This window comes from Pseudomonas sp. R76 (assembly GCF_009834565.1).
Classification (GTDB): domain Bacteria; phylum Pseudomonadota; class Gammaproteobacteria; order Pseudomonadales; family Pseudomonadaceae; genus Aquipseudomonas.
Genome location: NZ_CP019428.1, coordinates 3249973 through 3273896 on the forward strand (window position 1 = coordinate 3249973; position 23924 = coordinate 3273896).

General features: G+C 55.4%; 19 protein-coding genes. 7 read left to right on the plus strand and 12 right to left on the minus strand.

Features of this window, described 5'->3' with window-relative positions; genetic code table 11:
* The first annotated feature begins 24 nt into the window (after positions 1–24).
* From PspR76_RS14765 to proC, 6 genes are all read left to right on the plus strand, one after another.
* The gene (locus tag PspR76_RS14765; RefSeq protein ID WP_202982186.1) at positions 25–861 is read left to right on the plus strand and encodes a transporter substrate-binding domain-containing protein; all 837 of its coding nucleotides are present in this window, start codon (positions 25–27) and stop codon (positions 859–861) included.
* A gap of 45 nt (positions 862–906) precedes the next feature.
* Complete coding sequence (locus tag PspR76_RS14770; protein WP_159956353.1) at positions 907–1602, plus strand: amino acid ABC transporter permease; 696 nt, start codon at positions 907–909, stop codon at positions 1600–1602.
* A gap of 1 nt (position 1603) precedes the next feature.
* On the plus strand, positions 1604–2290 hold the full coding sequence (locus tag PspR76_RS14775; RefSeq protein WP_159956355.1) for an amino acid ABC transporter permease: 687 nt from the start codon (positions 1604–1606) through the stop codon (positions 2288–2290).
* A 9-nt stretch (positions 2291–2299) separates the two neighbouring features.
* Positions 2300–3034: an amino acid ABC transporter ATP-binding protein gene (locus PspR76_RS14780; protein WP_159956357.1), complete on the plus strand. Its 735-nt coding sequence runs from the start codon at positions 2300–2302 to the stop codon at positions 3032–3034.
* 61 nt (positions 3035–3095) lie between these two features.
* Complete coding sequence (locus PspR76_RS14785; protein ID WP_159956359.1) at positions 3096–3911, plus strand: IclR family transcriptional regulator; 816 nt, start codon at positions 3096–3098, stop codon at positions 3909–3911.
* Positions 3912–4156: 245 nt separating this feature from the next.
* Positions 4157–4957 (plus strand): pyrroline-5-carboxylate reductase, encoded by an 801-nt coding sequence (gene proC, locus PspR76_RS14790; RefSeq protein ID WP_159956361.1) that lies wholly within the window; start codon positions 4157–4159, stop codon positions 4955–4957.
* A gap of 318 nt (positions 4958–5275) precedes the next feature.
* Here proC and PspR76_RS14795 read toward each other — a convergent pair whose 3' ends face one another.
* A complete protein-coding gene (locus tag PspR76_RS14795) occupies positions 5276–5638 on the minus strand; it encodes a hypothetical protein (protein ID WP_237235766.1) in 363 nt (120 codons plus the stop codon).
* Between the two features lie 421 nt (positions 5639–6059).
* On the opposite strand from PspR76_RS14795, the gene PspR76_RS14800 reads away from it, so the two are divergent.
* A complete protein-coding gene (locus tag PspR76_RS14800; protein WP_159956363.1) occupies positions 6060–11378 on the plus strand; it encodes a type III effector HrpK domain-containing protein in 5319 nt (1772 codons plus the stop codon).
* A 683-nt stretch (positions 11379–12061) separates the two neighbouring features.
* Here PspR76_RS14800 and PspR76_RS14805 read toward each other — a convergent pair.
* The 11 genes from PspR76_RS14805 to PspR76_RS14855 form a co-directional block, all read right to left on the minus strand.
* On the minus strand, positions 12062–12919 hold the full coding sequence (locus tag PspR76_RS14805) for a DJ-1/PfpI family protein (RefSeq protein WP_122304935.1): 858 nt from the start codon (positions 12917–12919) through the stop codon (positions 12062–12064).
* Positions 12920–12937: 18 nt separating this feature from the next.
* A complete protein-coding gene (locus PspR76_RS14810; RefSeq protein ID WP_159956365.1) occupies positions 12938–14950 on the minus strand; it encodes a TonB-dependent receptor in 2013 nt (670 codons plus the stop codon).
* Between the two features lie 290 nt (positions 14951–15240).
* On the minus strand, positions 15241–15636 hold the full coding sequence (locus tag PspR76_RS14815; protein ID WP_081049286.1) for a DUF2946 domain-containing protein: 396 nt from the start codon (positions 15634–15636) through the stop codon (positions 15241–15243).
* A gap of 377 nt (positions 15637–16013) precedes the next feature.
* Positions 16014–16184, minus strand: a complete 171-nt coding sequence (locus tag PspR76_RS31435) for an AsnC family transcriptional regulator (protein WP_257792559.1) — start codon at positions 16182–16184, stop codon at positions 16014–16016.
* Between the two features lie 150 nt (positions 16185–16334).
* Positions 16335–17720 (minus strand): aspartate aminotransferase family protein, encoded by a 1386-nt coding sequence (locus PspR76_RS14825; RefSeq protein WP_159956367.1) that lies wholly within the window; start codon positions 17718–17720, stop codon positions 16335–16337.
* 11 nt (positions 17721–17731) lie between these two features.
* Positions 17732–19204 (minus strand): NAD-dependent succinate-semialdehyde dehydrogenase, encoded by a 1473-nt coding sequence (locus PspR76_RS14830; protein WP_159956369.1) that lies wholly within the window; start codon positions 19202–19204, stop codon positions 17732–17734.
* 153 nt (positions 19205–19357) lie between these two features.
* Entirely contained in the window at positions 19358–20389 is a 1032-nt protein-coding gene (gene proX, locus PspR76_RS14835) for a glycine betaine/L-proline ABC transporter substrate-binding protein ProX (protein WP_058425965.1), read from the minus strand.
* Between the two features lie 73 nt (positions 20390–20462).
* The gene (locus tag PspR76_RS14840) at positions 20463–21359 is read right to left on the minus strand and encodes an ABC transporter permease (protein ID WP_058425964.1); all 897 of its coding nucleotides are present in this window, start codon (positions 21357–21359) and stop codon (positions 20463–20465) included.
* A complete protein-coding gene (locus PspR76_RS14845) occupies positions 21352–22548 on the minus strand; it encodes a quaternary amine ABC transporter ATP-binding protein (protein WP_058425963.1) in 1197 nt (398 codons plus the stop codon). The genes PspR76_RS14840 and PspR76_RS14845 overlap by 8 nt, the downstream gene beginning before the upstream one ends.
* A gap of 175 nt (positions 22549–22723) precedes the next feature.
* A complete protein-coding gene (locus tag PspR76_RS14850) occupies positions 22724–23119 on the minus strand; it encodes a carboxymuconolactone decarboxylase family protein (protein ID WP_058425962.1) in 396 nt (131 codons plus the stop codon).
* A complete protein-coding gene (locus tag PspR76_RS14855; protein WP_058425961.1) occupies positions 23112–23924 on the minus strand; it encodes an alpha/beta fold hydrolase in 813 nt (270 codons plus the stop codon). The genes PspR76_RS14850 and PspR76_RS14855 overlap by 8 nt, the downstream gene beginning before the upstream one ends.

The following is a 23924-nucleotide window of genomic DNA, read 5'->3' on the forward strand; positions in this document are numbered from 1 at the left end:
AAAATAACAAAAAGGTAAAATGACATGAAACTTAATATGAAAACTAAGCATTTCAGCGCAGGTGTCTTTTTTACGCTGCTGGCTAATACCGTTTATGCAGATCAACTCCAAGATATCAAAAGCAGTGGAGAATTGATTTGCGGTGTTTTGGGTACGGATCAACCTTTTAGCTATATGAAAAATCCCCTTGATCGAAAAATTGTCGGTTATGACGTTGATTTATGTGATGCTATTGCAAAAAACATTGGAGTCAAGCCAGTTTTAAAACAACTTGCAACAGCCGCACGCATTCCTGAGTTACAGCAAGGGAGAGTCGATATCCTCGCAGCATCCTTAACTCACAATAAAGAGCGCGAATCGCAAATCAGTTTCTCTTTTTCTACATTTGTAGTTCACCAAAAAGCCATGGTTCGTAAAGGCTCTAATATAAATAGTCTTGTACAATTGGAAGGAAAAAAAGTCATTACAACAAAGGGTTCCACCACTGAAACAACCATTCCTAGAATGATTAAAAACACAACCGTCATATCCTTTGATACAAATCCTCAGGGAGTACTAGCACTTCAACAGGGGAAAGGCGCTGCTTATGTGGATGATGATACGACTTTGACTGGTAATATGCTAAAGCTTGGAGCCGACGCCAATAATTATCTAATTATTGATGAACCAATCAGCATGGAGTACTTAGCTCTGGGCATCAGAAAGGGTGAACCTCAATTTCTGAACGAAGTGAACTTGACCCTTACTCAATTAGAGGCATCAGGTGAGGGTCGAAATCTATATGACAAATGGTTCGGCCCTACATCGGGCATGAATTTTCCGCCGCGCACATTCAAATTTAACTCCGATAAAATCGATTAAATATTAGCCAGGCTGTTCTTGCGCAACGGCTAGCGGGGGAGGCAAATGTCTAGTTTCAATCTATCTATTCTGTTAAACGGTCCGTATCATGACTGGCTTATCAGCGGGCTACTAATGTCAATCGAACTGACGTTAATCTCACTTTTGCTGACGATCCCGCTTTCAATCTTCATCGCCCTATTAAGAATGGCGCCTATATCGGTGCTGCGCTTAATTGGTCAAGTATACGTAGAGGGTGCTCGTAACATACCATTGCTGGTACACATGTTATTTTGGTACTTTGCGGCCCCGCAACTATTTCCCTTGGAGTTGCGGACTTGGTTTTACGCACAGAACTATGAAATGATTAGCGCAATTATTGCCCTGGTTTTATATACTGCCTCCTACATGTCAGAGGATATTCGTAGCGGCATGCGCTCTATCCCAAAAGAGCAGCATGAAGCGGGACGGTCACTTGGGTTCGGCTTTTTTTCAATAATGAAACTTGTAATTCTGCCTCAATCCCTACGTATAACTATTCCCCCACTCATCAATCAGACTTTAAACCTATGGCAAAACTCCAGCATTGCAATGGTAATTGGCGTGGCTGAATTAATGTACCAAGCCGGTCAAGTCGAAAGTGCTACGTTCCAGACGTTCGAATCGTTTGCATTTGCGACGGCTGCCTATTTGACTGTTTCTGCTGCCATTTCGTTACTTTCCCACTGGTATCAACAGAATTCTTTGGTGCGGAGAGGATAATATGAATGACTTAATTCAAGATTACGGAATTTATTTTCTATTGGGACAATATCCAGAGGGCCCTCTGGGAGGAGTAGCGTTAACGCTGTTGCTCGCTACATTAGCATTGTTGCTCGCTCTGCCACTTGGAATTGTTTTTGGATTATGCAGAGTTAGTCCCGTACGCTCATTAAGAAAAACTTCAAGCATTTTATTAGCCGTCATTCGCGGGGTGCCTCTGCTCCTAATTATCTTTTGGGCCTATTTTCTTTTGCCTGCATTAACAGGCCAAAGAACAGGCCAGTTTTCTACGCTGCTGACAGCGCTAATTATTTTTGATGCCGCATACATTGCTGAAATTGTCAGAGCAGGAATTCAATCTTTGCCAAAAGGGCAGCTAGAGTGTGCGAGATCTTTAGGGTTCGGATATATGCAGAGCATGCGCCTTGTTATTCTTCCGCAATCTTTGAAAAACATGCTCCCCTCCTTGATCAATCAACTAGTTTCAACTATAAAGGAGACATCTCTTGGCTTCATAGTGAGTCTTCCAGAAGTTTCATTCATAGCTAACAGAATTAGCGCGCAAGTGCTTTCGAAGCCCCTTGAGGTATATTCGTTGCTCGCCGTGAGTTACTTCGCAATGTGCTTCGGTTTATCTAGATTCGCTTTTTATCTCGAGCGTCGTCTCGCTAAAAATAATATCCAATAGGTATCGCACATGATTGCTATCGAAAATATTCAAAAGTGGTATGGGAATTACCACGCGTTGGTTGATGTAAGTGAGTTTATCCACAAAGGCGAAGTGGTCGTCATTTGCGGCCCCTCAGGTTCGGGCAAGTCAACGTTAATCAGAACATTGAATAGACTTGAGCCTATTCAATCCGGCAAGATTTTAATAAATGGTCAAGACATACACTCAGTAAAAACCGATGTCAATAAAACAAGAGGAAGCATCGGTTTTGTTTTTCAACAGTTTAACTTGTTTCCACATTTAACCATCTTGGAAAACTGCACGCTAGCACCAATAAATCTACAAAAAATACCGGTGAAAGAAGCTAATGAATTTGCAATGGCGCTTTTGGAACGGGTCGGCTTACCAAATAAAGCAAATATGTACCCGTCTTCGCTTTCTGGTGGACAACAGCAACGCGTAGCTATTGCTCGTGCATTGGCAGTAAAGCCTCCGGTAATATTATTTGATGAGCCTACTTCGGCGCTTGATCCTGAAATGGTCAATGAAGTTCTTATGGTTATGAAGAGCTTGGCTTCGGATGGCATGACAATGGTGTGTGTTACCCACAAGATGGGGTTTGCGCGAGAGGTAGCTGATCGTGTCATCTTCATGGATAATGGTTCTGTCCTTGAAAGAGCGAAACCCGAAGACTTTTTCAAGGCGCCTCAACACCCTAGGGCGCAGCGGTTTCTTTCGGATATCCGATCACCTTGGGCGTGAATGCTTTAAATAGTCATGTTTAGAGCGAATTTTAATTGCACGATTTGAATGAAGTATTATCATGTCATCCGATTTAAATAATTATACTGTTGAAGCGCTTGGTGACTCCAAAACAGACAATCTGTTCGTTGGAAGCGTTGCTAAAGCGTTTCGTGTGTTAGAGGCATTCAGCCGGGCGAAGCCTATGATGGGGTTTTCGCAAATCGCAAGAGAAACGGACTTGGAGAAGAGTGCTGCGCAACGCTCCGCACATACGCTCTACAAGCTCGGCTATCTTGAAAAAATTGGGCGCGACGGAGAGTATCGTCTTTCGAAAAAGTGTTTGCTTCTGAGTCAATCATTTTTAGAGTCGCACCGAATTGTCGCCGCTGCCAAACCCTACCTAAAATTTTTAAGAAAAAAGACAAACGCGTCTATTAATTTGACCCTTCTGGATGGGGCTGACACGTTTTTTGCCGTGAGATACACTCATCCCGAAATGTTATCCAACGAATTATTTGGCGGATTAAAAGTACCAGCATATTGTAGCGCCACAGGTATTGCAATGTACTCTGCACTGCCTGAGGATGTGGTGTTGAATACTTTAAAAACTACTAAGCTTAAACCGGTTATGCCAAATACTGTTTGGGATATTGATAAAATTATCAATAGGGTAAACGAGAGTAGAGTGTCTGGATTTGTAGTGGGTATAGAAGAGGATTTTGCTAGCGATATTACTATCGCATGTCCTATATTTGATTCTATGACGAATGAGGTTGGCGCCATAGGTGCCTCCTATTCTAGTGAATACATTAATGCCGAAGCCGCCATATTAGAATGCAAACAATTGTTATTGTCAGCAGCAAATGAGATTACTAACCGACTAAAAGCCACATAAATATTAATCTTAGATCCGAAATGTACCGTGTTGAGCGCGACCTCAAACTGTTAATATATTTTGTCGGCTACGAATGTATGGACATCGCTCTAGACTGCGGGATTTACGCCATCGCCTTGGATTGTACTCTTTCCAGCGGTTAGCACTCATTCGGTAAGCAATGGTAGGGCGTTAAGTATCGCAAGCACGCTCATCACGATGCATCTTTCTTGAAACACTTCGTGTGACTTAACGGGAGATCAACCATGAATGTTCTTTTCATTGGCTACGGGCGCATCGGTAGCGCCATCGGAGAAGCCTGGCTGGCAACTGGCCTTGTCGACACCATCAGCGCAATTGATCCGTTTCAGCTTCCCGATCTTCGGGCAACTCGGTACGTAGATCTGCAAGCGCTTGCACAACAGCCCTTCGACCTTATTGTCATTGCGGTCAAACCTAACAAGGTGTGTAGCGTCGCAGCCTCTCTGCCCGACGCAATCTGCAAGGGTGCGGTGGTCATCTCGGTCGCCGCCGGTATCACCACCCAGACTTTGGACCATGCTCTTGCTCGGCGTTGTCCAGTGGTTCGTGCCATGCCCAATACCCCTGTCCTGGTTAACGCCGGATGCACAGGGCTCTACGCTGATGCGAGACTGGATGACGCACGTCGCGCGCAAGTCAGCCAATTATTCGACAGCGTGGGCCGGAGCTACTGGCTTGGGCAGGAAAGCTTACTCGATGCAGTCACTGCAATATCCGGAAGTGGCCCGGCCTACTATCACTTATTCACCGAAGCCCTAGCCCGGGCTGGCGTGCTTTTGGGGCTGAACCCCCAACTAGCGCAAGATCTGGCCAGCCAGACCGCACTGGGCGCCGCTCGCCAGCAGACTCAGGAACACACGAACATTGTCGATCTGCGCAGTGCCGTCACTTCCCCCAATGGCACGACTGCTGCGGCCATTGCCACCTTCGAACAGGATCGGGCGCTTAGGCGCCTTATTGAAGCGGCGACCCTGGCGGCCTACCTACGTTCGCAGGAGCTATCCGCCGTCAATTTAGATATCTGATTTAGGGGCACATTATTTTCCGCAAGATTTTTGTAATCGCTGTGGAGGATTCAATTTTTGACTTGTACTTGCTCAAGTTTTTGCGCTTGGCGGGAATTGACGAGGCGGTGGAAATTAAGCCAGTCGGTGTGGCGTCGTGTGTTCCCCTCTGCAGTCCATAACAGTTCTAATGTCGCGCTGGAAGAACTGGACATCGACGAGGCAAAACTTTGCTGAGGGCCTGGAACTGCTCCCCATTCACCCAGATGGCCCATGGTCAGTGATACTTGCCGGGGCAACTGGATGAATCGCCCCGGGTTTCGTAGACACCTCCATGCCTTACCCCGCAGACGCCCGTGATGCCTTGTGATGCTTGACCAGCGCGTTTTTGAGCCTCTCCCCCTTAGGATTTGCTCTGCCTTGGCGCTGACGCCAAGCGTAAAAGCTGCTGCGGTCGACGCCGAACGCCCGGCAACACCTGATCACACCGTACTGCTCGTCCAGCTCGTCGATCAGCGTGAATGTTTGGCGTCCAAGAGCAGTAGAGCACTGGCCTTTTTTTAGGATTTCGATGTCCAGGTCTTTCTCCCTAAGCAAAGCTTTGAGCCTTTGAATCTGCCGCTGATCGGCGGTGATCGCCTTGGCACCTATCGGCGTCGCGCTCAAACGCTCTTTGCGCATTTTATCGACCCAACGGCGCAAGGCTGAAGGGCCGGCGAATGGCGCGGAGGCTGATCGTCGCTGATACCGGATGGGCTCGAACAGTAACGACCCGTGTCTCTGCTTGGGCAACCATGGATACGAATAGCTGGGGCAGTGAGAGAAGCCTGTGGAGCATTCGACTGAAGTGGGTGTGGAAGTCGGTAATGGCACTTTACCTAAAGTGAATTCAGTTTTAGGAAAGCGGATGATGACGATGGGCGCAGCAGAAAATAGGATTTAAGGCGAAGTGGTATTTCAGTCTTCCGATATGGAAAGGGTTTCTTGCAAATATCCAATATCTACGGGCCCTACGGTCAGTTTCACAAGGTGTTTACGAATTATTCACAGCTCTTCACAAGATATTTATTCAGTTGCTGTTACGGTGCTTTAAGTATTTTTTATCACAGGCGGCGACTGCGCAATGATCGATACTAAAATCTCCCCAGCTCTTGCTAACGCCCACGCCACCGACTTACGTGACGTAGGTTCTTTGTGGAATAGCGCAGTGGTCGTTGCCAAGCGAAAGAGCGAGGACAGTTCGAGTAAGTCTGCAGACGCCGCGCGTGAGCAGGCGAAGGAATTGGGCATCGTTTGGGAGCGTCCGGACGGTGACAACCGCTCGGTCAAGGCCATCATGGAAGACTCAAAGTTACTTCGAAATTTGGGCAACCAAGAGGGCATGCGCGATGCACTGAAGGCGAGGGTCGGTGACTTCGACAGCGATCCTGATGCCGCTTTTCGTGCAGTGCAGGTGCTGGATCATATCGAGCGGTTCGATGAAGACGGCCGGTTGGTCTCCGGCACTACGCTCGGTAACGAGAGCATCGATGGTGTGAGCTCCAGTGGACAGGTTTACCATGGCACCGAAGCTGGGCGCTTGAAAGACTTTGGCAAGTTCGGCTTCGAGTCCCTCAAGGGTGACCTGGGTAATCGCACCGCCGCCTTCAAAGACCCCAAGACTCGTGACGCCGCTGAAGCCAAGGGTATTAAGTGGGAGCGGCCCGACAAAGATCGACGTTCTGCCCAGGACATCCTTAACAACACTCCGGCGCTTAAGGATATCGACGGTAAGAAGGATGTCGAGCGCCTGCTGATGGATCAGGTCGGTGACTACAAGCACGATGCCGATGCCGCCTATCGCGCATCCCAAGTATTAGAGCATGTCCAGCGCCTGGATGGCGACGGCAAAGCTATCGTCGGCGAGGACGCAGGCAACGGTAAGATCGATGGTTTTACCAGCAGCAACGAGGCCAAGCACGGCACCGAAGCCGGGCGCTTGCAAGACTTCGGTAAGGATGGCTTCGACAGTCTCAAGGGACATCTTGTCGATCGTAGCAAAGTGGGCGAGGACAAAAGCGCCCGTGCTGAGGCCGAAAAGCTCGGTATACACTGGGAGCGTCCGCAGGGAGACGACTCCAGTCCCCAAGCGATTATCGACAGCAGCCCCTTGCTCAGTCGTTTGGGCAACCAGAGCAGTGTCAAGGACATGCTCAAGGACCGCGTCGGCGACTATGAGCACGACGCCGATGCTGCTTACCGTGCCGTCCAGGTGCTGGAGCACATCGAACGCTTCGATGGTGAAGGCAAGAGCCTCGTCGGCAAGGACGTCGGCAATGGCAGCATCGACGGTTTCAAAGGCGAGGAAGCTTCACACGGCAGCGAAGCTGGGCGCTTACAGGATTTCGGCAAGGACGGTTTCGAGAGTCTCAAAGGTACGCTGCCTGACACCCAGTCTGTAAAAACCGACGAGCAGTCCCGCAATAAGGCCAAGGTCAAAGGCATAGTGTGGGAGCGCCCCGACGGTGATACGCGATCAGCCCAAGATATTCTGAAGAATCATCCGCTACTCAAGAGTCTCGAAAACCATAGCGGTGTCAAGGACATGCTCAAGGATCAAGTGGGTGATTATGAGAAGGACGCCGATGCTGCCTACCGCGCTGTGCAGGTGCTCAATCACATTGAGCGCTTCGACGGCGCGGGCAACTTGATCGCCAGCAACAGCGTGGCTAACGACAAGCTCGATGGTTTCACCAGCAGCAACGAGGCCGAGCCAGGTACTGAAGCCGGGCGCCTGCAAGACTTCGGCAAGCATGGCTTCGACAGCTTGAACGGTATCTTGGTTGATCGCAGTGCAGTCGGCAAGGATACCGAGGCGCGCGATAAGGCCCAGGCATTGGGCATCACTTGGAGCCGCCTCGACGGGGACAAACGCAGTGCCCATGAGATCGTCCAGGATACCCCTATACTGCGTGACTTGGGCAACCAGAGCGGGGTCAAAGACCTGCTCAAGGATCGTGTCGGTGACTACGAAACCGATCCTGACGCTGCTTGGCGTGCCGCCCAGGTGCTAGAGCATATCGAAACCTTCGACAGCCTTGGCAAGCAGCAGAGTGGTGCTAAGGTCGGAAATGGCAAAATCGACGACTTTACTCCTGACAACGAGGCCAGCCCCAACAGTGAGGCAGGTCGCCTGCAAGACTTTGGCAAGCATGGCTTCGACAGCCTAAAAGGCAAAATGGATTCGCGCGAAGGCGATAAGGGCGAGCCGCTCGCAGATGAGAATAGCGCTCGTGAGAATGCCGAGAAACTCGGTATCCGCTGGACAAGGCCGAAGGGCGATACGCGCCGAGCCGATGACATTCTCCGCGAAAACCCAATGCTTAAGCATCTAACCGACGACGAAGATGTCAAGCGCATGCTTAAGGCGCGTGTTGGCGATTATGAGAAAAATGCCGACGCCGCCTATCGCGCAGTTCAGGTGCTCGAGCATATCGAGCGCCTCGACGGCGAGGGCAAGCAGATCGTCGGAAAAGAGGTCGGTAACGGCGAAGTGGATGGCTTCAGCAGCGGCCAAGCGCGCCACGGCACTGAGGCTGGGCGCCTAAAGGACTTCGGCAAATACGGCTTCGAGTCTCTCAAAGGCAGCTTGAAGGACCGTGCACAAGTCGGTGATGACAGACAGGCACGCGAGAAGGCCGAGGTCAAGGGTATCGTTTGGCAGCGTCCCGAGGGTGATGGACGAAGTGCCAGTGAGATCGTAAATCAGACGCCAGCGCTCAAGAGCTTGCCGAACGACAGCGGTGCGCGCGACCTGCTGAAGGATCGGGTCGGTGATTTCGAGCACGACGCCGATGCGGCTTTCCGCGCGGCCCAGGTGATCGAGCACATACAGCGCTTCGACGATGAGGGCAAAGCCCTGGTCGGCAAGGACACGGGTAATGGCCAGATCGACGGCTTCACCAGTAGTGGCGAGGCCAAGCATGGTACCGAGGCCGGCCGTTTGCAGGACTTTGGCAAGAACGGTTTCGACAGCCTGAATGGCGTGATTCCTAATCGCACCAAAGCTGGCAGCGACGCTACTGCCCGCGAGCAAGCCAAGAAACTGGGCATTGATTGGACGCGCCCCAGCGATGACAAGCGTTCGGCAGCTGAAATCCAACGCGACTCGTCGCTTTTGCGTGGTTTGGAGAACCAGAGCGGTACCCGCGACATGCTCAAGGATCAGGTCGGTGATTTCGAACACGACGCTGACGCCGCCTACCGTGCCGTGCAAGTGCTCGAGTACATTGAAAGCTATTCCAATGATGGCGCCTTCAACACCGGCGGCGATAAGGGCAATGGCAAGATCGACGGTTTCACCAGCAGTGGTGAAGCCGAGCACGGCACCGAGGCTGGTCGCTTGCAAGATTTCGGTAAGTACGGCTTCTCGGCCCTGGAGCATCACGCCGGTAAGTATCAGGATTTCAAGAAAAACCATTTAGATTCTGACGCTTCGTCGCTGAAGATCGCTGAGTACGCCTCAATCCTGCATGAGAACTTCGACGCGATTCGCGAGGCCACCGGTGCCCGTGAGTTTCTGCGCGTGGGCGACTTGCAAAAATTCAAGAGCGAGCATGCCAATCTGCCCGATAACCTCAAGGAGGCGATCGATTTCTGGAGCAACCCAGGTACGTTCAAGCTGCTGGAAACCAGCGTCGACAAGATGCGCTATGGCTCGGACGGTTTGCTGACCAAGGAGGACATCAGCAATTGGATCGATAAGGAGGCGCCCAAGGACGCGGCCTCGGCCTCGCAGTTCCTGGCCCGCGCTAGCCAAGGTGGCGCTGTCGATGGCGTAGACACCTCGAAGATTGGCCCAGAGATTTTCAAAAAAACCAACCGTTATTCGGCCAAGGAAAAAGCCGCAGTAGTGCAAGACCTTCAGCAGGCCTACGGTTTGGTAATGATGGGTGAGAGTTCAGGTATGTGGAAAAAAAGCCATATCGTCAAGAAGCTTGGGGATCGCGCCGGCGTGGGCGACGATCCCAAGGCTCTGATGAAAGACATACAGGCACACATCGACCAACTGACCGCCGACAAGGAAGTGGTCAAGTACCTCGAACAGGCCGGCGCGACATCGATGGAGAAACTGGTCGGTAAAATCCCCGGTATGAAGGCCAGTGTGCAGAAGACCTACCAGGACGAAATCCTCAGCGGTAAGGCATTGGATGCGCTTTGGGAAAAAAGCTCCAAGCAAGAAGGTGCCAGCAAAACCGAGGCGCTTATCGCGTTCAATAACCTCGCGACCTCTACCCAAGCGGCGTTGGGCATTCACGATACGAAGGCAATCCAAAATGCGGTGGCCAAGAGCTCGATCGGTAAGGACCTGCAACGTTACTACGAGCAGGACATCAGCACAGGCAAGCGTCTCGACGCGCTGATGGAAAAGGGGACTCCGGAGCAGGGCCTGAGTGCGTTCAGTATGGAAGTGGCGTTGTTCAACGCGACATTACCGGCTGACGTTACTGCCCCTTACGATGAAAAACTGGGGAAGCTGGTAAGCAAAAAAACTGCCCAAATCTTCCAGAAGGAGCTTACGTTCGACGATCTGAAAGCCGCCTATGGAGTGAACGGCGGCGAGCAGCTCGACGAGAAGAAAATCGAGTCGATTTTCGACTCGATTAAAGAACAGGCGCCCGAGTTGTTGGTGACCGACGCTGGCAAGACAATGAGCCGTGATCAACTCCTAAGCGCCATGCGCGGTTCGTGGGACATGATGCGTCAGGCCACCAAGGTGGGCATCAAGGCTGAATGGCTTACCGGAGGCGGCCTCAAGGACCTTAGTGACAAAGGTATCATGCACACCGTCAGCGGTCTGTTCCTTGCCGGGCTGAGCATTTCTAAAGGCGTCGCGGCCGGTGCTGACATGACGCCCAAAGCTGCCGCCAACGTGGCGATCAGCTCGATCCAAACCGCCGCAATAATCACTGAAGGCGGCACCAAAGCGTACACACAGTACATCAAGGACCTAGAGAGTGCCGTAGCGGCCAATGGAACGCAGCTTAGGGTCAGCCCTAACATCAAAGACAACCTAAGCCGGATAGGAAACTCTGCGTCGCTCGTGGGAAGCGCTGCGGGCATTGCCGGTGGGGTGCTAGGCATCATCGATGGCGTCCAAGCCATCCGTTCAGGTGACAAGCTTAACGGCGGGTTGAGCGTTACCAGCAGTGGCCTGGGTGTGATTTCCGGACTTGCCGTTGGCATTGAGGCCATCGCCGGCCTTTCCGGTATCTCGGTTACCGCTATTCCGATCATCGCCGGCAGCCTGAGCTTCGCCTCGGCCGCGAGCAACGTGCTCGCTGCCGCCGTGACCTTCGTCATGGTCGCGATCCAACAGAGCGAGCAGTCGTCTCGTGAGAACGACTACGCTGACCTTCTCGGCGATTATGTCGGTAAGTATGGGATTACTGGCAAGGCGTGATCGCAGTGAGCGGCTGGTGCGTGCTGGCCGCTTGCGGCACTGGGTGGTACAACACGACCTCAGGGGAGGCGAACATGTCAGTCATGCTATAGGTTGTGCAAGATTGTCATCAGCCCATGGCATCAATGCTCGCGTCATCAGAAAATGGATGCGGCTCTTTCGAGAACAGTCCGCAGCAACTTGATATCCGGCTTGCCGTGGCAGCGCTCGGCTCGGGCAGTGTGATCAGAATGCTGTAACCAAAGGCTACTTGAGTGAACATTTGTTAATTCGGCTGCGCAGGCTGAGTTGCTCCACGTTTGGCGTTCGCCCCCTGAGACGATGTACCTAGTACCCTGAGCGAACGATATCAAACGCTGCGCGCAAGCAGTCGCAATTTTCAAGGGTAGTCTCTAACCACTGGATATATCTTTATCATCGATGTACTTTATCACTGATAAGAAAGCAAGTATGGCTCGTCTAAATCTTGACGCTTTGCTTGGCGCAGCATTTGATTAGAGACTCGCCAACTCGCCTTGTGTGATTTAACGGTAACGAATTTCTATAGTGATTTTCCGTTCCTTCTCGCCAGATGCATCGCCAGTTGTATTAGTTTTTTTTGCGGCGGCCCTTACGGGTCATGTAAATTTAAACGTGGCAACATGCCAACAAATCCCGTCCTTGGGCTGAGTTGACGCGTAGCTTTAAGCTTTCTTAGGCAGGGCTTGGGGCAACCCTAGCCGCTGTGAGGCCAGTTCGCATACGCGCAGGGCCTCACCGTCCATCCACACCCGACGCTTGCGCTCCTCTATCATTCTCGCCGGGCCGACTTCCTCCGGTGTGCCAGCCTGGAATGGCGGCTCCGGCGCGTATTCGATGATCAGTTGGGCATGTTTGGCCATATCTTCTCCGCACAAAATGGCGGCAAGCGTCAAACCAAAATCAATGCCTGCCGTCACACCGCCACCGGTCATGCGATTTCGGTCATGCACGACGCGGCTGCGATCGAGCGTTGCGCCTAGCAGTGGCAGCAAATCAGCCACCCCCCAGTGGGTATTGGCACGGTACCCCTTGAGCAAACCAGCAGCGCCGATGACGAGTGCGCCGGTACACACGCTGGTGACGTACTGTGCGGTTTGCCCGCGGTCGGCCAGAAACTGTAAGGTCGCTTCATCCTGCATGGCCGCCAGCGAACCCATCAGACCGCCCGGTACGAACAGCACATCAAGGTCGTGGGGGCAGTCGTCAAACACCCTGTCGGGCGCAATATCGATGCCGACATCGGTTGAAACGGGCGCCAGGGTCTTGGCCACGAGGTAAATGTCGCTGCCGATGATATTGAACACGGTTTGCGGCCCAACCAGGTCCAGCAGGACCATGCGCGGGTACACCAGCATGGCAATTTTGAGTTTGGGACCGGCCGGTTTTGCGTTGGGCATGGGCATGCCTGGATCTTTCTGGCCGGCCAGCGCTTTATCACCCAGCGCGAGCCCGCTGGCGACAATGAGGGAGGTTGAAAGAAAGTCGCGACGGCCGATGCCATTGGAAAATGAGTCGTTCATGGTGTGTTTTCCTGTGGGTCAGAATGAAAAAGTGCTGGAAAGCAACAAGGTTCGAGGGGGGGCGCGTGAGATGCCGGATACCTGCCCGGTGGAGGCGGAGGCCCAGTAGCGCGTGTTCGCGACGTTTTCCACCGCCACCCGCAGCACCACTGGCTTGTCCATCACGCCCTTGAGCGAATAGCGCGCGCCCAGGTCGTAACGGGTCCAGGCATCAATCGATTGGGTGTTGGAGGCATCGACGTATTGTTTGTCGGTGCGGATGACCCGAGTGGACAGGGTGAGGTCAGGCACCGGGGTATCCCATTCAAGGCCGAGATTGGCTTGATAGTTCGGTACGCCAATCGCCTTTTTGTCGTCATACACGCCGCCTGCGGTCTTGGTCTGGCGACCGTCGATCAACGTTGCACCACCCAGGATGCGGACCTGCTCAAGCAATGCGCCGGAGATATTCCACTCCAGCCCACGGTTGCGCTGTTCGCCATCCAGGGCATAGATATTGGTGCGCAGGTCTGTGTTGCCGTTGGGTTGGGTGATCTGGAACGCGGCCAGGCTGGTGAACCAGGTACCGATGTCTGCCTTGATCCCGGTTTCGACCTGACGCGAGATCACTGGAGCAAGAGTGTCACCGTAGTTAAGCGCCGTGTTAGGGACCGACGGGCCTTGCTGCAGGGCTTCAACATAATTGCCATACAGGCTCAGATGATCACTCAGCTTGAACACCACCCCCAGCGCCGGTGAAAACGCGGAACGATCATAGGATGAGGTTTTGGCGCCACTTTGTGCAGCGTAGTTGTCGCTCTGAATAGTCTGCTGGCGGCCGCCCAGCGTCAGCTGTACACGCTCGTTCAACACTGACAGCGTGTCGGCCAGAGCAACACTGCTGAAGTTGACTTGGGATGTGTGATGGATGTCGTCCAAGTCCACCACGGCGGATGTGTTGGGCTTGGGCTGCGAGATCGTGTTGTAGGCATTCGCCGCATAACTGCCAAGCACTGTGCTGACTGCTTTGAGATCCTGGTGCCAATACGCCGTAGCCAGTGTGAGGTGGTGGCCTACAGGCCCGGTATCAAAGGTTCCGCGCAGCCCGGACTGGGTCGACACAGACGTACCGTTGGACGGAAACGACCGGATAGCCGCCAGGAAATCACCGTTGGTCTTGAGGTTGGTGGGCTGCACGTAAAGGCCGGTTGTCTCGGTGGTGCTGATGCCCAGGCTGGTGAAGGCCGTCCATTGATCGGTCAAATCATATTCGCCGCGCACTGCGGCGTAGCTGTCCTTGCTGGTGACGGACGCCCAGGGTTGGCCAAGGTCGGTATGGCCGTCAATTATTGGCGGTTTCTTCACCCCGGGTGCCAAGGTGGCGACCCAATCCACTGCGTCGACTTTCTGTCGTTGCGTGCCAAAGTCGCCATATAAACGCAGGCGATCACCTTGATAGTCGAGGCTCAATGCCGTGGCGCCAAGTGTGGAAGACTGGTCATCGAGCGTCAGGTCACCGTGGCTGACCAGGCCGTTGAAACGAATGCCGAACTGTTTGGCCTCACCAAAGCGACGCCCGACATCGACATGAGTCCCTAGCTCACTGTTGGACTCAAAACGGGTCGTCAGCGTCGTGACGTCGTCATTCGTGGCGCGCTTTGGCACGATATTGATCGCGCCCCCCACCGAGCCGCCAAGGGACACCCCGTTGACGAAGGTGTCCGGGCCCTTGAGGATTTCAATCCGTTCGGCAAATTCGGCGGGGTAGCGTTGTTTGGGGGCGATACCGTACAGACCGTCCAGGCCCATGTTGTAGGAGAACAGGCTGAAGCCGCGTATGTAATAAACGTCCCGATAGCTCGCCCGTGGAAAAACCACGCGCACCGAAGGATCCGCAGCCACTACATCGGCAATGCTGCGCGCCTGGCTGTCGGCAATGTAGGTCGAGGTGTAGCCCGTCACGTTGAACGGGGTGTCAAGGCGGTCGCGGTTGCCAAGCAGGCCTAGCCGGCTGCCGCTTGCCACTTGCCCGCCCGTGGCTTCGGGCAGCAAGGCCGTTGCTAGGCTGGCTGAGGGCAGCCCGACCGGGGGGGCGGTGATGCTGATGGGCGCCAGTTCAACTGGGCTGTCGACATCGTTTTGAGCCTGTGAAGCGGTAGCGAAGCACAGGGCGCAGAAGGTCGTCGCCCACGTTGGAACGTTTGAAAAGTGTTGTGTCATAACGTGGTTTCCCAGGTTTCGCTGAAACACCGGCCAGTACTTCAACATGCATCTGACGTGTAGCCGTGAATGTCCGACCCGCCTCACAGGCAGGGGTGGACACTCAGGATTTCAACGAGCAATTAAGGCGCGGCACTTGCTGAAAAGCAGCAAGGCCACGTGAGGGTTTCACCCGGCAGGGAACTTGGCGGAGCGCGAGTGCGCGCGCCAGGGAAGATCGTCTCACGCCCATACCCGCCGCTGACATAAGGCATCAGTCGTGTTGAACAGCCTCTATAAACGCCGATCAGGATCTTGGGTAACGAGGCCAGGGCTGGCGAAGAAAACAACAGACTGCAATAGCCGCACTTCTCCCAAAGAGGATGCAGCGCGCTCGCGGCTTTTGTGGATTGGTTCGCAATGCAGTGCTGCGGGGGCACACCGCCGCCCATATCCATCGACGTACCCGGCGGCATGACGTGGGTATGATTCATCGGCATTGTCTGCGAAATCAGAGGACCGACAAAAATCATCAACATCGCAAAAAAGCACAGCCAGGCGAAGCGTACTTGTGGAATGCTGCGACAGTGGTGCTTAGCGCTTGAGTGTTTCAACTAATGGGCTTTTGACCGCTCTAGAATAGGGGGCGTCGGTGCTTGTTTATAGGCATGAACGCACAATTTGCAGATAGGACGTTTGGTTCAAAGATGTACTCCATAATAAACAGGTGAATCGTTGTTTAAAATACGTCGGTACGAAGAGGTCGTCTATTCTGTTAGCCCACAATTGCTTTGACCGGAGTAAATGCAATTTGAGGTGCCATTGATTAAGCCGATTCCGAGCTATCGAGCTCGCTGTCCGCTTCGATGAGCTCATGATGGCTCTCATGGAGCCGCAGCTCGAGCTTGTAAGGTATCTAGAGAATCAGGGGCCGTTTAGGGACCGTTTTGAAAAGCAGAGCATTCAACGTCTGGAGCGGCTGCGTCCCGCTGGGTTTGATGGCCTCGGCCAGATTCGACTTAGTGATACGCCCGTCCTCGGACAGGATCCGCAGGATGTTCTTGTCATAACGATCAATCTTGTGCATCGTTTACGGACTCCGCAAGCGTAGGGGGGAGGTGAGTAGCAGGCCATTCGTCGAGTGTGACTGCAACGTCTGTGCAACGGATGCTCCAACCAGCAAAACCCCGATTATCGGGGGGTTGCTGTTCGTCAAAACGCAGAGCCTTGAGTGAACTCAGCCCAGCACTTCACTGCTCACCTGATCAATCGCACTGCGGGTTATATCGACTATCAGATCCGCATCCTCTTGGGTCAGGATGAGTGGGGGTGCGAAGCCAAGGATATCGCCATGGGGCATGGCCCGGGCAATCATGCCACGCTCTAGGCACGCCGCCGAAACCCGCGGGCCGACTTTCAACGCTGCATCAAACGGGGTGCGCTGTTCTCGGTCGGCCATAAACTCCACGGCGGCGAGCATGCCGTCGCCGCGTACTTCACCCACCAGCGGGTGGCCTTCCAGGGTTTCGCGCAACCGCCGGTTCAGGTAGCCGCCGACCGTCTCTGCGTTGGCAGTCAGGTTTTCCCGCTCGAGTATGTCGAGGTTGGCCAGAGCCGCCGCCGCGCAAATTGGATGCCCGGAGTAAGTCCAGCCATGACCCATGGCACCTTGAGATTCGGAAGCCTTTTCGATCACATCCCAGACCTTTTCGCCGACGATCACCGCTGACAACGGCGCGTAGGCGCTGGTCAGCCCCTTTGCGATGGTGATCAGGTCGGGGCGCATGCCGTAGCGCTGACTGCCCATCTTCGAACCTAGTCGACCGAAGGCACAGACCACTTCATCGGCGATCAGTAACACGTCGTATTTGTTCAGTACCGCTTGAATCGCCGACCAGTAACCGGCAGGAGGGACCACGATGCCGCCGGTGCCCATGACAGGTTCGCCAATGAACGCGGCGACGGTATCGGGGCCTTCGGCGAGAATCATTTTCTCCAGCTCGTCGGCGCAATAACGGACAAAGGCGGCCTCGTCCATACCGGCAGGGGCTTTGCGGTACCAGTGCGGGCATACAGTGTGTTTAACGCCTTGCTCCGGCAGGTCGAAATGCTGGTGAAACGTCGGCAGCCCGGTGAGGCTGCCGGTCATTATCCCCGACCCGTGGTAACCACGGTCGCGGGAGATGATTTTCTTCTTCTGTGGACGGCCCAGCACGTTGTTGTAGTAACGCACCAGTTTGATCTGGGTTTCATTGGCGTCGGACCCGGACAGGCCGTAATAGACCTTTTTCATGCCCTCGGGCGCCCAGTCCATGATGCGGCTGGACAGCCCGATGATCGCCTCGGTCGAGTGGCCGACATAGGTGTGGTAGTAGGCCAGTTCCTTGGCCTGTTTATAGATCGCGTCGGCCACTTCGGTACGGCCGTAGCCAATGTTCACGCAGTACAGTCCGGCAAAGGCGTCAATGAATTCGCGGCCTTCATGGTCACGGATACGAATACCCGAGGCGCTCTTGATGATGCGTCCCTTGAGCGCGCCTCTGGCGTGATCGTGGGCGTGGGTCGAGGGGTGCATGAAGTGTGCGCGGTCTTGCTCGAACAGCGTGTCGAACTCTTGGTTCATGGTACGTCTCCTTAGGACTGCCCTTGATGGTGTAGGCAGAAATATTTGGTTTCGACAAAGGCTTCGAAGCCCTCGGTGCCGCCTTCGCGGCCCAGCCCCGAGGCTTTCATGCCACCGAACGGGATCGGGTGGCCGGTGAACTTGACGCCGTTGACGGCGACCATCGCATGGTCTAGACGGCGAATCAGAGGGTAGATCAGGTCCAGGCGATTGGAACAAATGTAGGCGGCCAGACCGTATTCGGTGTCGTTGGCCATTTCGATGGCTTGCTCAAGGGTATCGAACGGCATCACCCCGGCAATCGGAGCGAAATTCTCTTCACGGTAAATGCGCATTTGCGGCGTGACATCCGCAAGCACGGTCGGCTGGTAAAACAAGCCACCCAAGGCGTGAGCCTCGCCGCCCACCAGGCGTTGCGCGCCCAGCTTTAGTGCATCGGCCACACGTTCGGCGGTCACGTCAAAAGCGGCCTGGTGCATCAGCGGGCCGATGTCGACCGGTTGCTCCTGCTCGCCGATCAGCGCCGGGCCGACCCGCAGCTCACGCACGGCGGCGGCAAAGCGACTGAGAAACGCCGGGTAAATCGAGCGCTCGACTATGATCCGGTTGGCCGCGCAGCAATCCTGGCCGGAAGTCTGGAATTTGGCTTCCACTGCGATCTTCACCGCCAGTTCCAGGTCTGCATCGGCGCAGACAATGAACGGCGCATTGCCGCCCAATTCCAACGCGACCTTCTTCACGTCCTGGGCAATTGCTTGCAGTACCAACTTGCCGACCCGGGTCGAGCCGGTGAAGCTGACGGAGCGCACGCGGCTGTCCTGAACCAGAGTCTGCATGGCCATCTGCGGTTCGCCCAACACCACGTTGAACACTCCGGCGGGGAAGCCGGCCTCTTCGGCCAACTGGGCCAAAGCGAATGCCGAATAGGGTGTTTCGTGGGCCGGTTTGATCACCACCGTGCAACCGGCAGCGAGTGCGGCAGCTGCTTTGCGGGTGATCATCGCCGAAGGGAAATTCCAAGGGGTCAGCAGCGCACACACGCCGACCGGTTCCTTGACGGTGCCGAGGTGCGCGCCCGGGATATGGCTGGGAATGTTCTGCCCATACAGCCGCCGGGCCTCTTCGGCGAACCACGGAATGAAACTGGCGGCGTAGGCGATTTCGCCACGGGATTCGGCCAGAGGCTTACCTTGTTCCTGACTGAGAATGCGCGCGAGGTCCTCCTCATGCTCAAGGATCAATGCGGCCCAGCGCCGCAGAATCGTGGCGCGCGCTTCCACGCTAAATTCGCGCCAGCCAGCAAAGGCCCGATGCGCCGCATCGACTGCCGCGACAATCTGCGGCTGATCGAGCAGCGGCACATGGCCAATCAATTCAAGGTTCGCCGGGTTGTGCACGGCGATGCTGCGACCACTGTCACTGTGGACCCAATGCCCATTGACGTAGCATAGGGCTTTGAACAGCAGCGGGTTTCTGTAGCTCATTGCGTTCACTCCAACTTGATTAACGCTAGGGCAGTGCGGGAACGGTAACCGGAGGTTTGGCGGGGTGCGGCAGTGGTTTTTTCTGCTTGTGTGCCGTCAAACAGCAGTTTTTACGGTGAGCGGGCCAACCCGCTCAGCGCAAAGACTGCGGCGTTACTGAGCGGCTTTGGCCTTGGCCACCCAGCCATCCATCGTCACCTTGTTTTCACTCATCCAGTCATCCGCCAGCTTGCGGATGTTGCGTTCGCTGGAGCCGTCCTGGCTGATGGTTTTTTCCCAATAGCTCCACGTGTTCTGGGGGAACGTCATTTGCTCCACCAGGGCCTTGATGGCCGGATTGGCCGCGACAAATTGCTTGTTACCGATCGCGTACCAGTTCCACGCAGCCATGGCCATGCGGCAAGGGTCGGCGCCGCCAGCGCAACCGGTCACCCCTGGAGTTAATGCCGAAACGGTGCTCGGAACATTGCCAGGCAAGGCATCGAATGGTGTCGGCAGCCAGACCACGTCTTTACCCGGCACCATGGTGTTGGTCATCCACGACGGCGCCCAGGCATAGAAAAACACCGGCTCGCCACGTTTCAAGCGCGCGACGTTTTCGAACATCAGCGCCTCATATTTGCCGCGCACGGGGTTGACGGTGGCCTTGAGACCGAACTTGTCGAGTTGATAATCGACCACGTCGCCGCAACCCCAGCCCGGATCGCAACTGATCAGGTCAGCCTTGCCGTTCTTGCCGAACAGCCCGGCGATCTTCGGGTCTTTGAGTTGTTCCAGGCTGGTGATGTGGTAAGCGTCGGCGGTTTTCTTGTCGATCATGTAGCCGTTGTAGCCGGCGCCGGTGATAGAGCCGCCGCCCACCACTTCGGTGCGATCCTTGACCTTGTCGAAGCTGGGTTGCAGCTGGGGTAGGGTCACGTCCATCGATAGGTCCAGGTCACCCTGGGCCGCTGCGGGGAAAAATAGCGTGGTGTTGACGGTGCTCAACTTGGTCGCATAACCCAGGCGCTTGCTAGCCTCAATGGCGATTTTAGTGATGACATAGTTACCGCCGGTACTTTCCGACTGCACGAAGCGAATGGTCTTGCCTTTGCCTGGCAAGTCGTCGGCCATCACTTGAGTGCACGCCAGACCAACCAGGGACAACGTTGCTGCAAATCCAAGCAAGGCTTTGAGTGGACGCATGATAATTTCCTCTTTTTTTCTCGTTATGTTTAAGGCGACGCAGTCAAAAACGGGCATTAGGAATTCTTTCTTTTTATGCGTTTACCGGTCGGGGATTGATCAGGCGCTTGAACAGCGACTGGCGTTTACGCACGGACGGTTGCGCCAATTTCTGGGTGATCCGGTCGAGCATCATCGCCAGCAACACAATTGCGATCCCGCCCACAGCGGCGCGGCCAACATCCATCCGCCCAAGCCCTTGCAACACTACCAAGCCCAGGCCTTCGGCGCCGATCATCGCCACCACCACCGACATCACCATGGCCGTGAGCACTGTCTGGTTGAGGCCGCCGAGGATTGTGGGGATTGCCAGGGGCAATTGGATTTCCCAGAGCAATTGCCGGCGATCGGCGCCAAAGGCGTGGCCAGCTTCCACCAGTTCGGTGTCCACCATGCGAATGCCCAGGTAGGTGAAGCGAATCAACGGCGGGCAGGCGGAAATCACTACAGCAACCTCACCCGACACCGTGCCAACTCCGAATAGCATCACCACCGGCACCAGGTACACGAAGGTCGGGGTGGTCTGCATGATGTCGAGGATCGGGCGCATCACCTGCCAGACCCGTTCGCTGCGGGCGCACCAGATGCCCATGGGAATCCCGATGACCATGCAGATCACGATCGCCGTGGTGATCAGCGACAAGGTGGTCATGGCCTCGTCCCACACCCCCAGCACGGCAATCGCCACCAGCGCCGCTGCACTGAACAGCGCCACCCCCAGGCTCGCGGCGCGGTAGGCCACGAGGAACATCAGCAGCACCATGATTGGGAAGGGAATGGCGTGGATCAGCGAGTCGCTCAACGCCAGCAAGTGCTCCACCGGCCAACGAATCGCCAGGAACATCGGCCGCAAATGAATGCCCATCCACTCGACGCCTTGGCTGATCCATTGGTCTACGGGGAAAACCGCGATGTCTTCTGAACTAAGCATGATGTGCAACCTCCGCAGCGCTTGGGCAATGGGACGCGACGCTGGCAATACAATCGAGAATGTGGGCGCTGCTCAGGGTGCCGATAAACAGCCCCTCGCCATCGACCACCGCCACCGGCAGGCCCGGCTTGAGCAGGCGCGCCACTTCCACCAATTTGGCGTTGCCCGGCACGCTGACAAACTGCGGCGACAGGCGTTGCAGCGCGTCGGCGCCTCCACCGACCGCCAACAACGCGGCGGAATCGAGCACGCCGACCGCTTTGCCTCTGATGTTCAGGACGAAAGCGCTGGAGCTTTCATTGCCGACGATGCGGGTGTCGCCCTGGACCAGCAATGTGCCTGCGGCATCCATGATCGAAAGGGCATCGAACAGTCGTGAGCGGTCCACATCCCGAGTGAACGCTGCGACATAATCGCTGCCCGGATCCATGACGATTTCCTGGGGCGTGCCCTCGCGCACCACTTGACCGTCGGCCATGATCGCGATGCGTGTACCCAGCTTCAGCGCCTCCTGAAAATCGTGGGTTATGAACAGAATTGTTTTCTTGAGGGTGCGCTGCAGACGCAGCAGTTCGTCCTGCATTTCCGTACGAATCAGTGGATCAAGCGCGCTGAAGGCTTCGTCCATGATCAGCACATCGGCATCCGTGGTCAGTGCACGGGCTAGGCCAACCCGCTGACGCATGCCGCCGGAGAGTTCGTGGGGATGGTGATCGGCCCACTTGGCCAGGCCAACAACCGCCAGCACTTCTTCAGCGCGCTTGCGGCGCTGGGCCAACGGCACGCCCCTCAACTTGAGGCCAAATTCGGTGTTCTCGATCACGGTTTTGTTCGGCAGCAGGGCGAAGTGCTGAAACACCATCGAGATGCGGGTTCGTCGTACTTCTCGCAGCTGGCTTTCGTTAAGCGTTACTAGGTCTTCACCGTCGAGCAGGATTTTGCCTGCCGTCGGTTCGTTCAAGCGATTGATGCACCGCGCAAGGGTGGATTTGCCCGAGCCGGACAAGCCCATGATCATGTAGATCGCGCCGCTGGGAATCGACAGCGATACGTTGTTGAGGCCGACCACCGTGGCGGTCTCCGCCAGGATCCGGTCTTTGCTGGCGCCAGCGGTCAAGAGCTGCATGGCTCGATCGGGCGCCGAAGAGAACACCTTATACAGGTTCTCGATCTTTAGTCGTTCGCTCACCAATTGCCTCCAATTGTTGTTTTGCTATCTGCGGAAATTTCATCAAGAGAAATTTTTGGGCTACTGGCAGTCAAAGGTCCGTCGGTGGTGCAGTCGCAATGGGCAACGCAAAAATTTCTTGTTGTTCGACAAAGCAGTTACAGCATGAGCGTGGGGCGGGTGCAAGGGGTGGGCGTCAGCCGGTAGGTGATTCCATCGAGGCCATGCCTTCCCGGGCCTTGCGGGCTACGCGGAAGGCTTCGACGCCCGCCGGAATGCCGCAATACACCGCGATTTGCACCAGGGCCGCGCGCAATTCCTCATCGGTCAAACCGTTGCGCAGGGCGCCGCAAAAGTGCACGCCAAACTCCTCCATGCGCCCCAGCGCCGCGAGCATGCCCAGGTTGAGCAGGCTGCGTTGCTTGAGGTCCAGGGCGTCGTCGGTCCAGACCATGCCCCAGCAATATTCATTCAACACGTCCTGGAACGGCCGCGAGAAATCGTCGGCCCGGCCCAGGGACTGGTCGACGTAGGCGTCTCCCAGCACTTGGCGGCGTACGCGCTCGCCACTGGCCTGCAATGACTTATCCATGGTGGGTCTCCGAATCGGTTAAAAAATCGAGCATCAGCGCCGCCACTTGCTGTGGTGCCTCTATCAGGATGCAGTGGCGCAGTCCCGGCAGAATTCGCAGGGTCGAGCCTTGGATTTGCTTGTGCATGAACGCCGCCATGCGCTGGTTGGAGCCGAGGTCATCGGAGCCGGTGGCAATGAGTGTCGGGCAGTGGATCTGCCCCAGTTGCTCGCCGAAATCCGATTCGGCCAGCACCCGGTACGCCGCGGCGTAACACACTGGGTCATTGGCAGCATTCCGTTGCCGCAAGCGCAGCACGGCATCCGGGTTCTGTGCCTGAAATTGCTCGGTCAACCAACGCGCCAACGAGGCTTCGTAATGCGCCACCGGCTCGCCGGCTTGCAGGGCAACCAGGCGCGCTTTAACTCGCTCACGTTCTTCGGCATTACGCCCGGCGACGGTCGACAACAGCACCAGCCGCCGCACCCGCTCAGGGTGCGTCAGAACCAGGCGCTGGGCGATCAAACCACCCAACGAAAACCCCGCCAGGTCGAATCGCCCAAAACCCACGTGTTCGGCCAGCGCCAGGGCTTCACTGACCAGATGGTCGATTTCATAGCGCCCCGGTGTACGGGACGACTGCCCATGGCCGCGCAAATCGAAGGTCAGTACCGTGAAACCCTCCTTCAAGTCCTGCACCACTTCGGCCCAGGCTTCCAGGCTGGAACCCACGCCGTGTATGCACACCAGTGGTCGCGGCCCGTGCCCATCGAGGCGGTAGTTGAGCGTGACATTCGCCACGCTGAGTTGTTGTGCGTCGCCCAT

Coding starts and splice junctions, on each gene's coding strand:
- PspR76_RS31435 (WP_257792559.1), bottom strand. CDS start 16,184: ATGCACAAGATTGATCGTTATGACAAGAACATCCTGCGGATCCTGTCC.
- PspR76_RS14825 (WP_159956367.1), bottom strand. CDS start 17,720: ATGAACCAAGAGTTCGACACGCTGTTCGAGCAAGACCGCGCACACTTC.
- PspR76_RS14785 (WP_159956359.1), top strand. CDS start 3,096: ATGTCATCCGATTTAAATAATTATACTGTTGAAGCGCTTGGTGACTCC.
- PspR76_RS14775 (WP_159956355.1), top strand. CDS start 1,604: ATGAATGACTTAATTCAAGATTACGGAATTTATTTTCTATTGGGACAA.
- PspR76_RS14850 (WP_058425962.1), bottom strand. CDS start 23,119: ATGGATAAGTCATTGCAGGCCAGTGGCGAGCGCGTACGCCGCCAAGTG.
- PspR76_RS14765 (WP_202982186.1), top strand. CDS start 25: ATGAAACTTAATATGAAAACTAAGCATTTCAGCGCAGGTGTCTTTTTT.
- PspR76_RS14780 (WP_159956357.1), top strand. CDS start 2,300: ATGATTGCTATCGAAAATATTCAAAAGTGGTATGGGAATTACCACGCG.
- PspR76_RS14840 (WP_058425964.1), bottom strand. CDS start 21,359: ATGCTTAGTTCAGAAGACATCGCGGTTTTCCCCGTAGACCAATGGATC.
- PspR76_RS14815 (WP_081049286.1), bottom strand. CDS start 15,636: ATGTTGATGATTTTTGTCGGTCCTCTGATTTCGCAGACAATGCCGATG.
- proX (WP_058425965.1), bottom strand. CDS start 20,389: ATGCGTCCACTCAAAGCCTTGCTTGGATTTGCAGCAACGTTGTCCCTG.
- PspR76_RS14770 (WP_159956353.1), top strand. CDS start 907: ATGTCTAGTTTCAATCTATCTATTCTGTTAAACGGTCCGTATCATGAC.
- PspR76_RS14830 (WP_159956369.1), bottom strand. CDS start 19,204: ATGAGCTACAGAAACCCGCTGCTGTTCAAAGCCCTATGCTACGTCAAT.
- PspR76_RS14805 (WP_122304935.1), bottom strand. CDS start 12,919: ATGAACGACTCATTTTCCAATGGCATCGGCCGTCGCGACTTTCTTTCA.
- PspR76_RS14855 (WP_058425961.1), bottom strand. CDS start 23,924: ATGGGCGACGCACAACAACTCAGCGTGGCGAATGTCACGCTCAACTAC.
- PspR76_RS14800 (WP_159956363.1), top strand. CDS start 6,060: ATGATCGATACTAAAATCTCCCCAGCTCTTGCTAACGCCCACGCCACC.
- proC (WP_159956361.1), top strand. CDS start 4,157: ATGAATGTTCTTTTCATTGGCTACGGGCGCATCGGTAGCGCCATCGGA.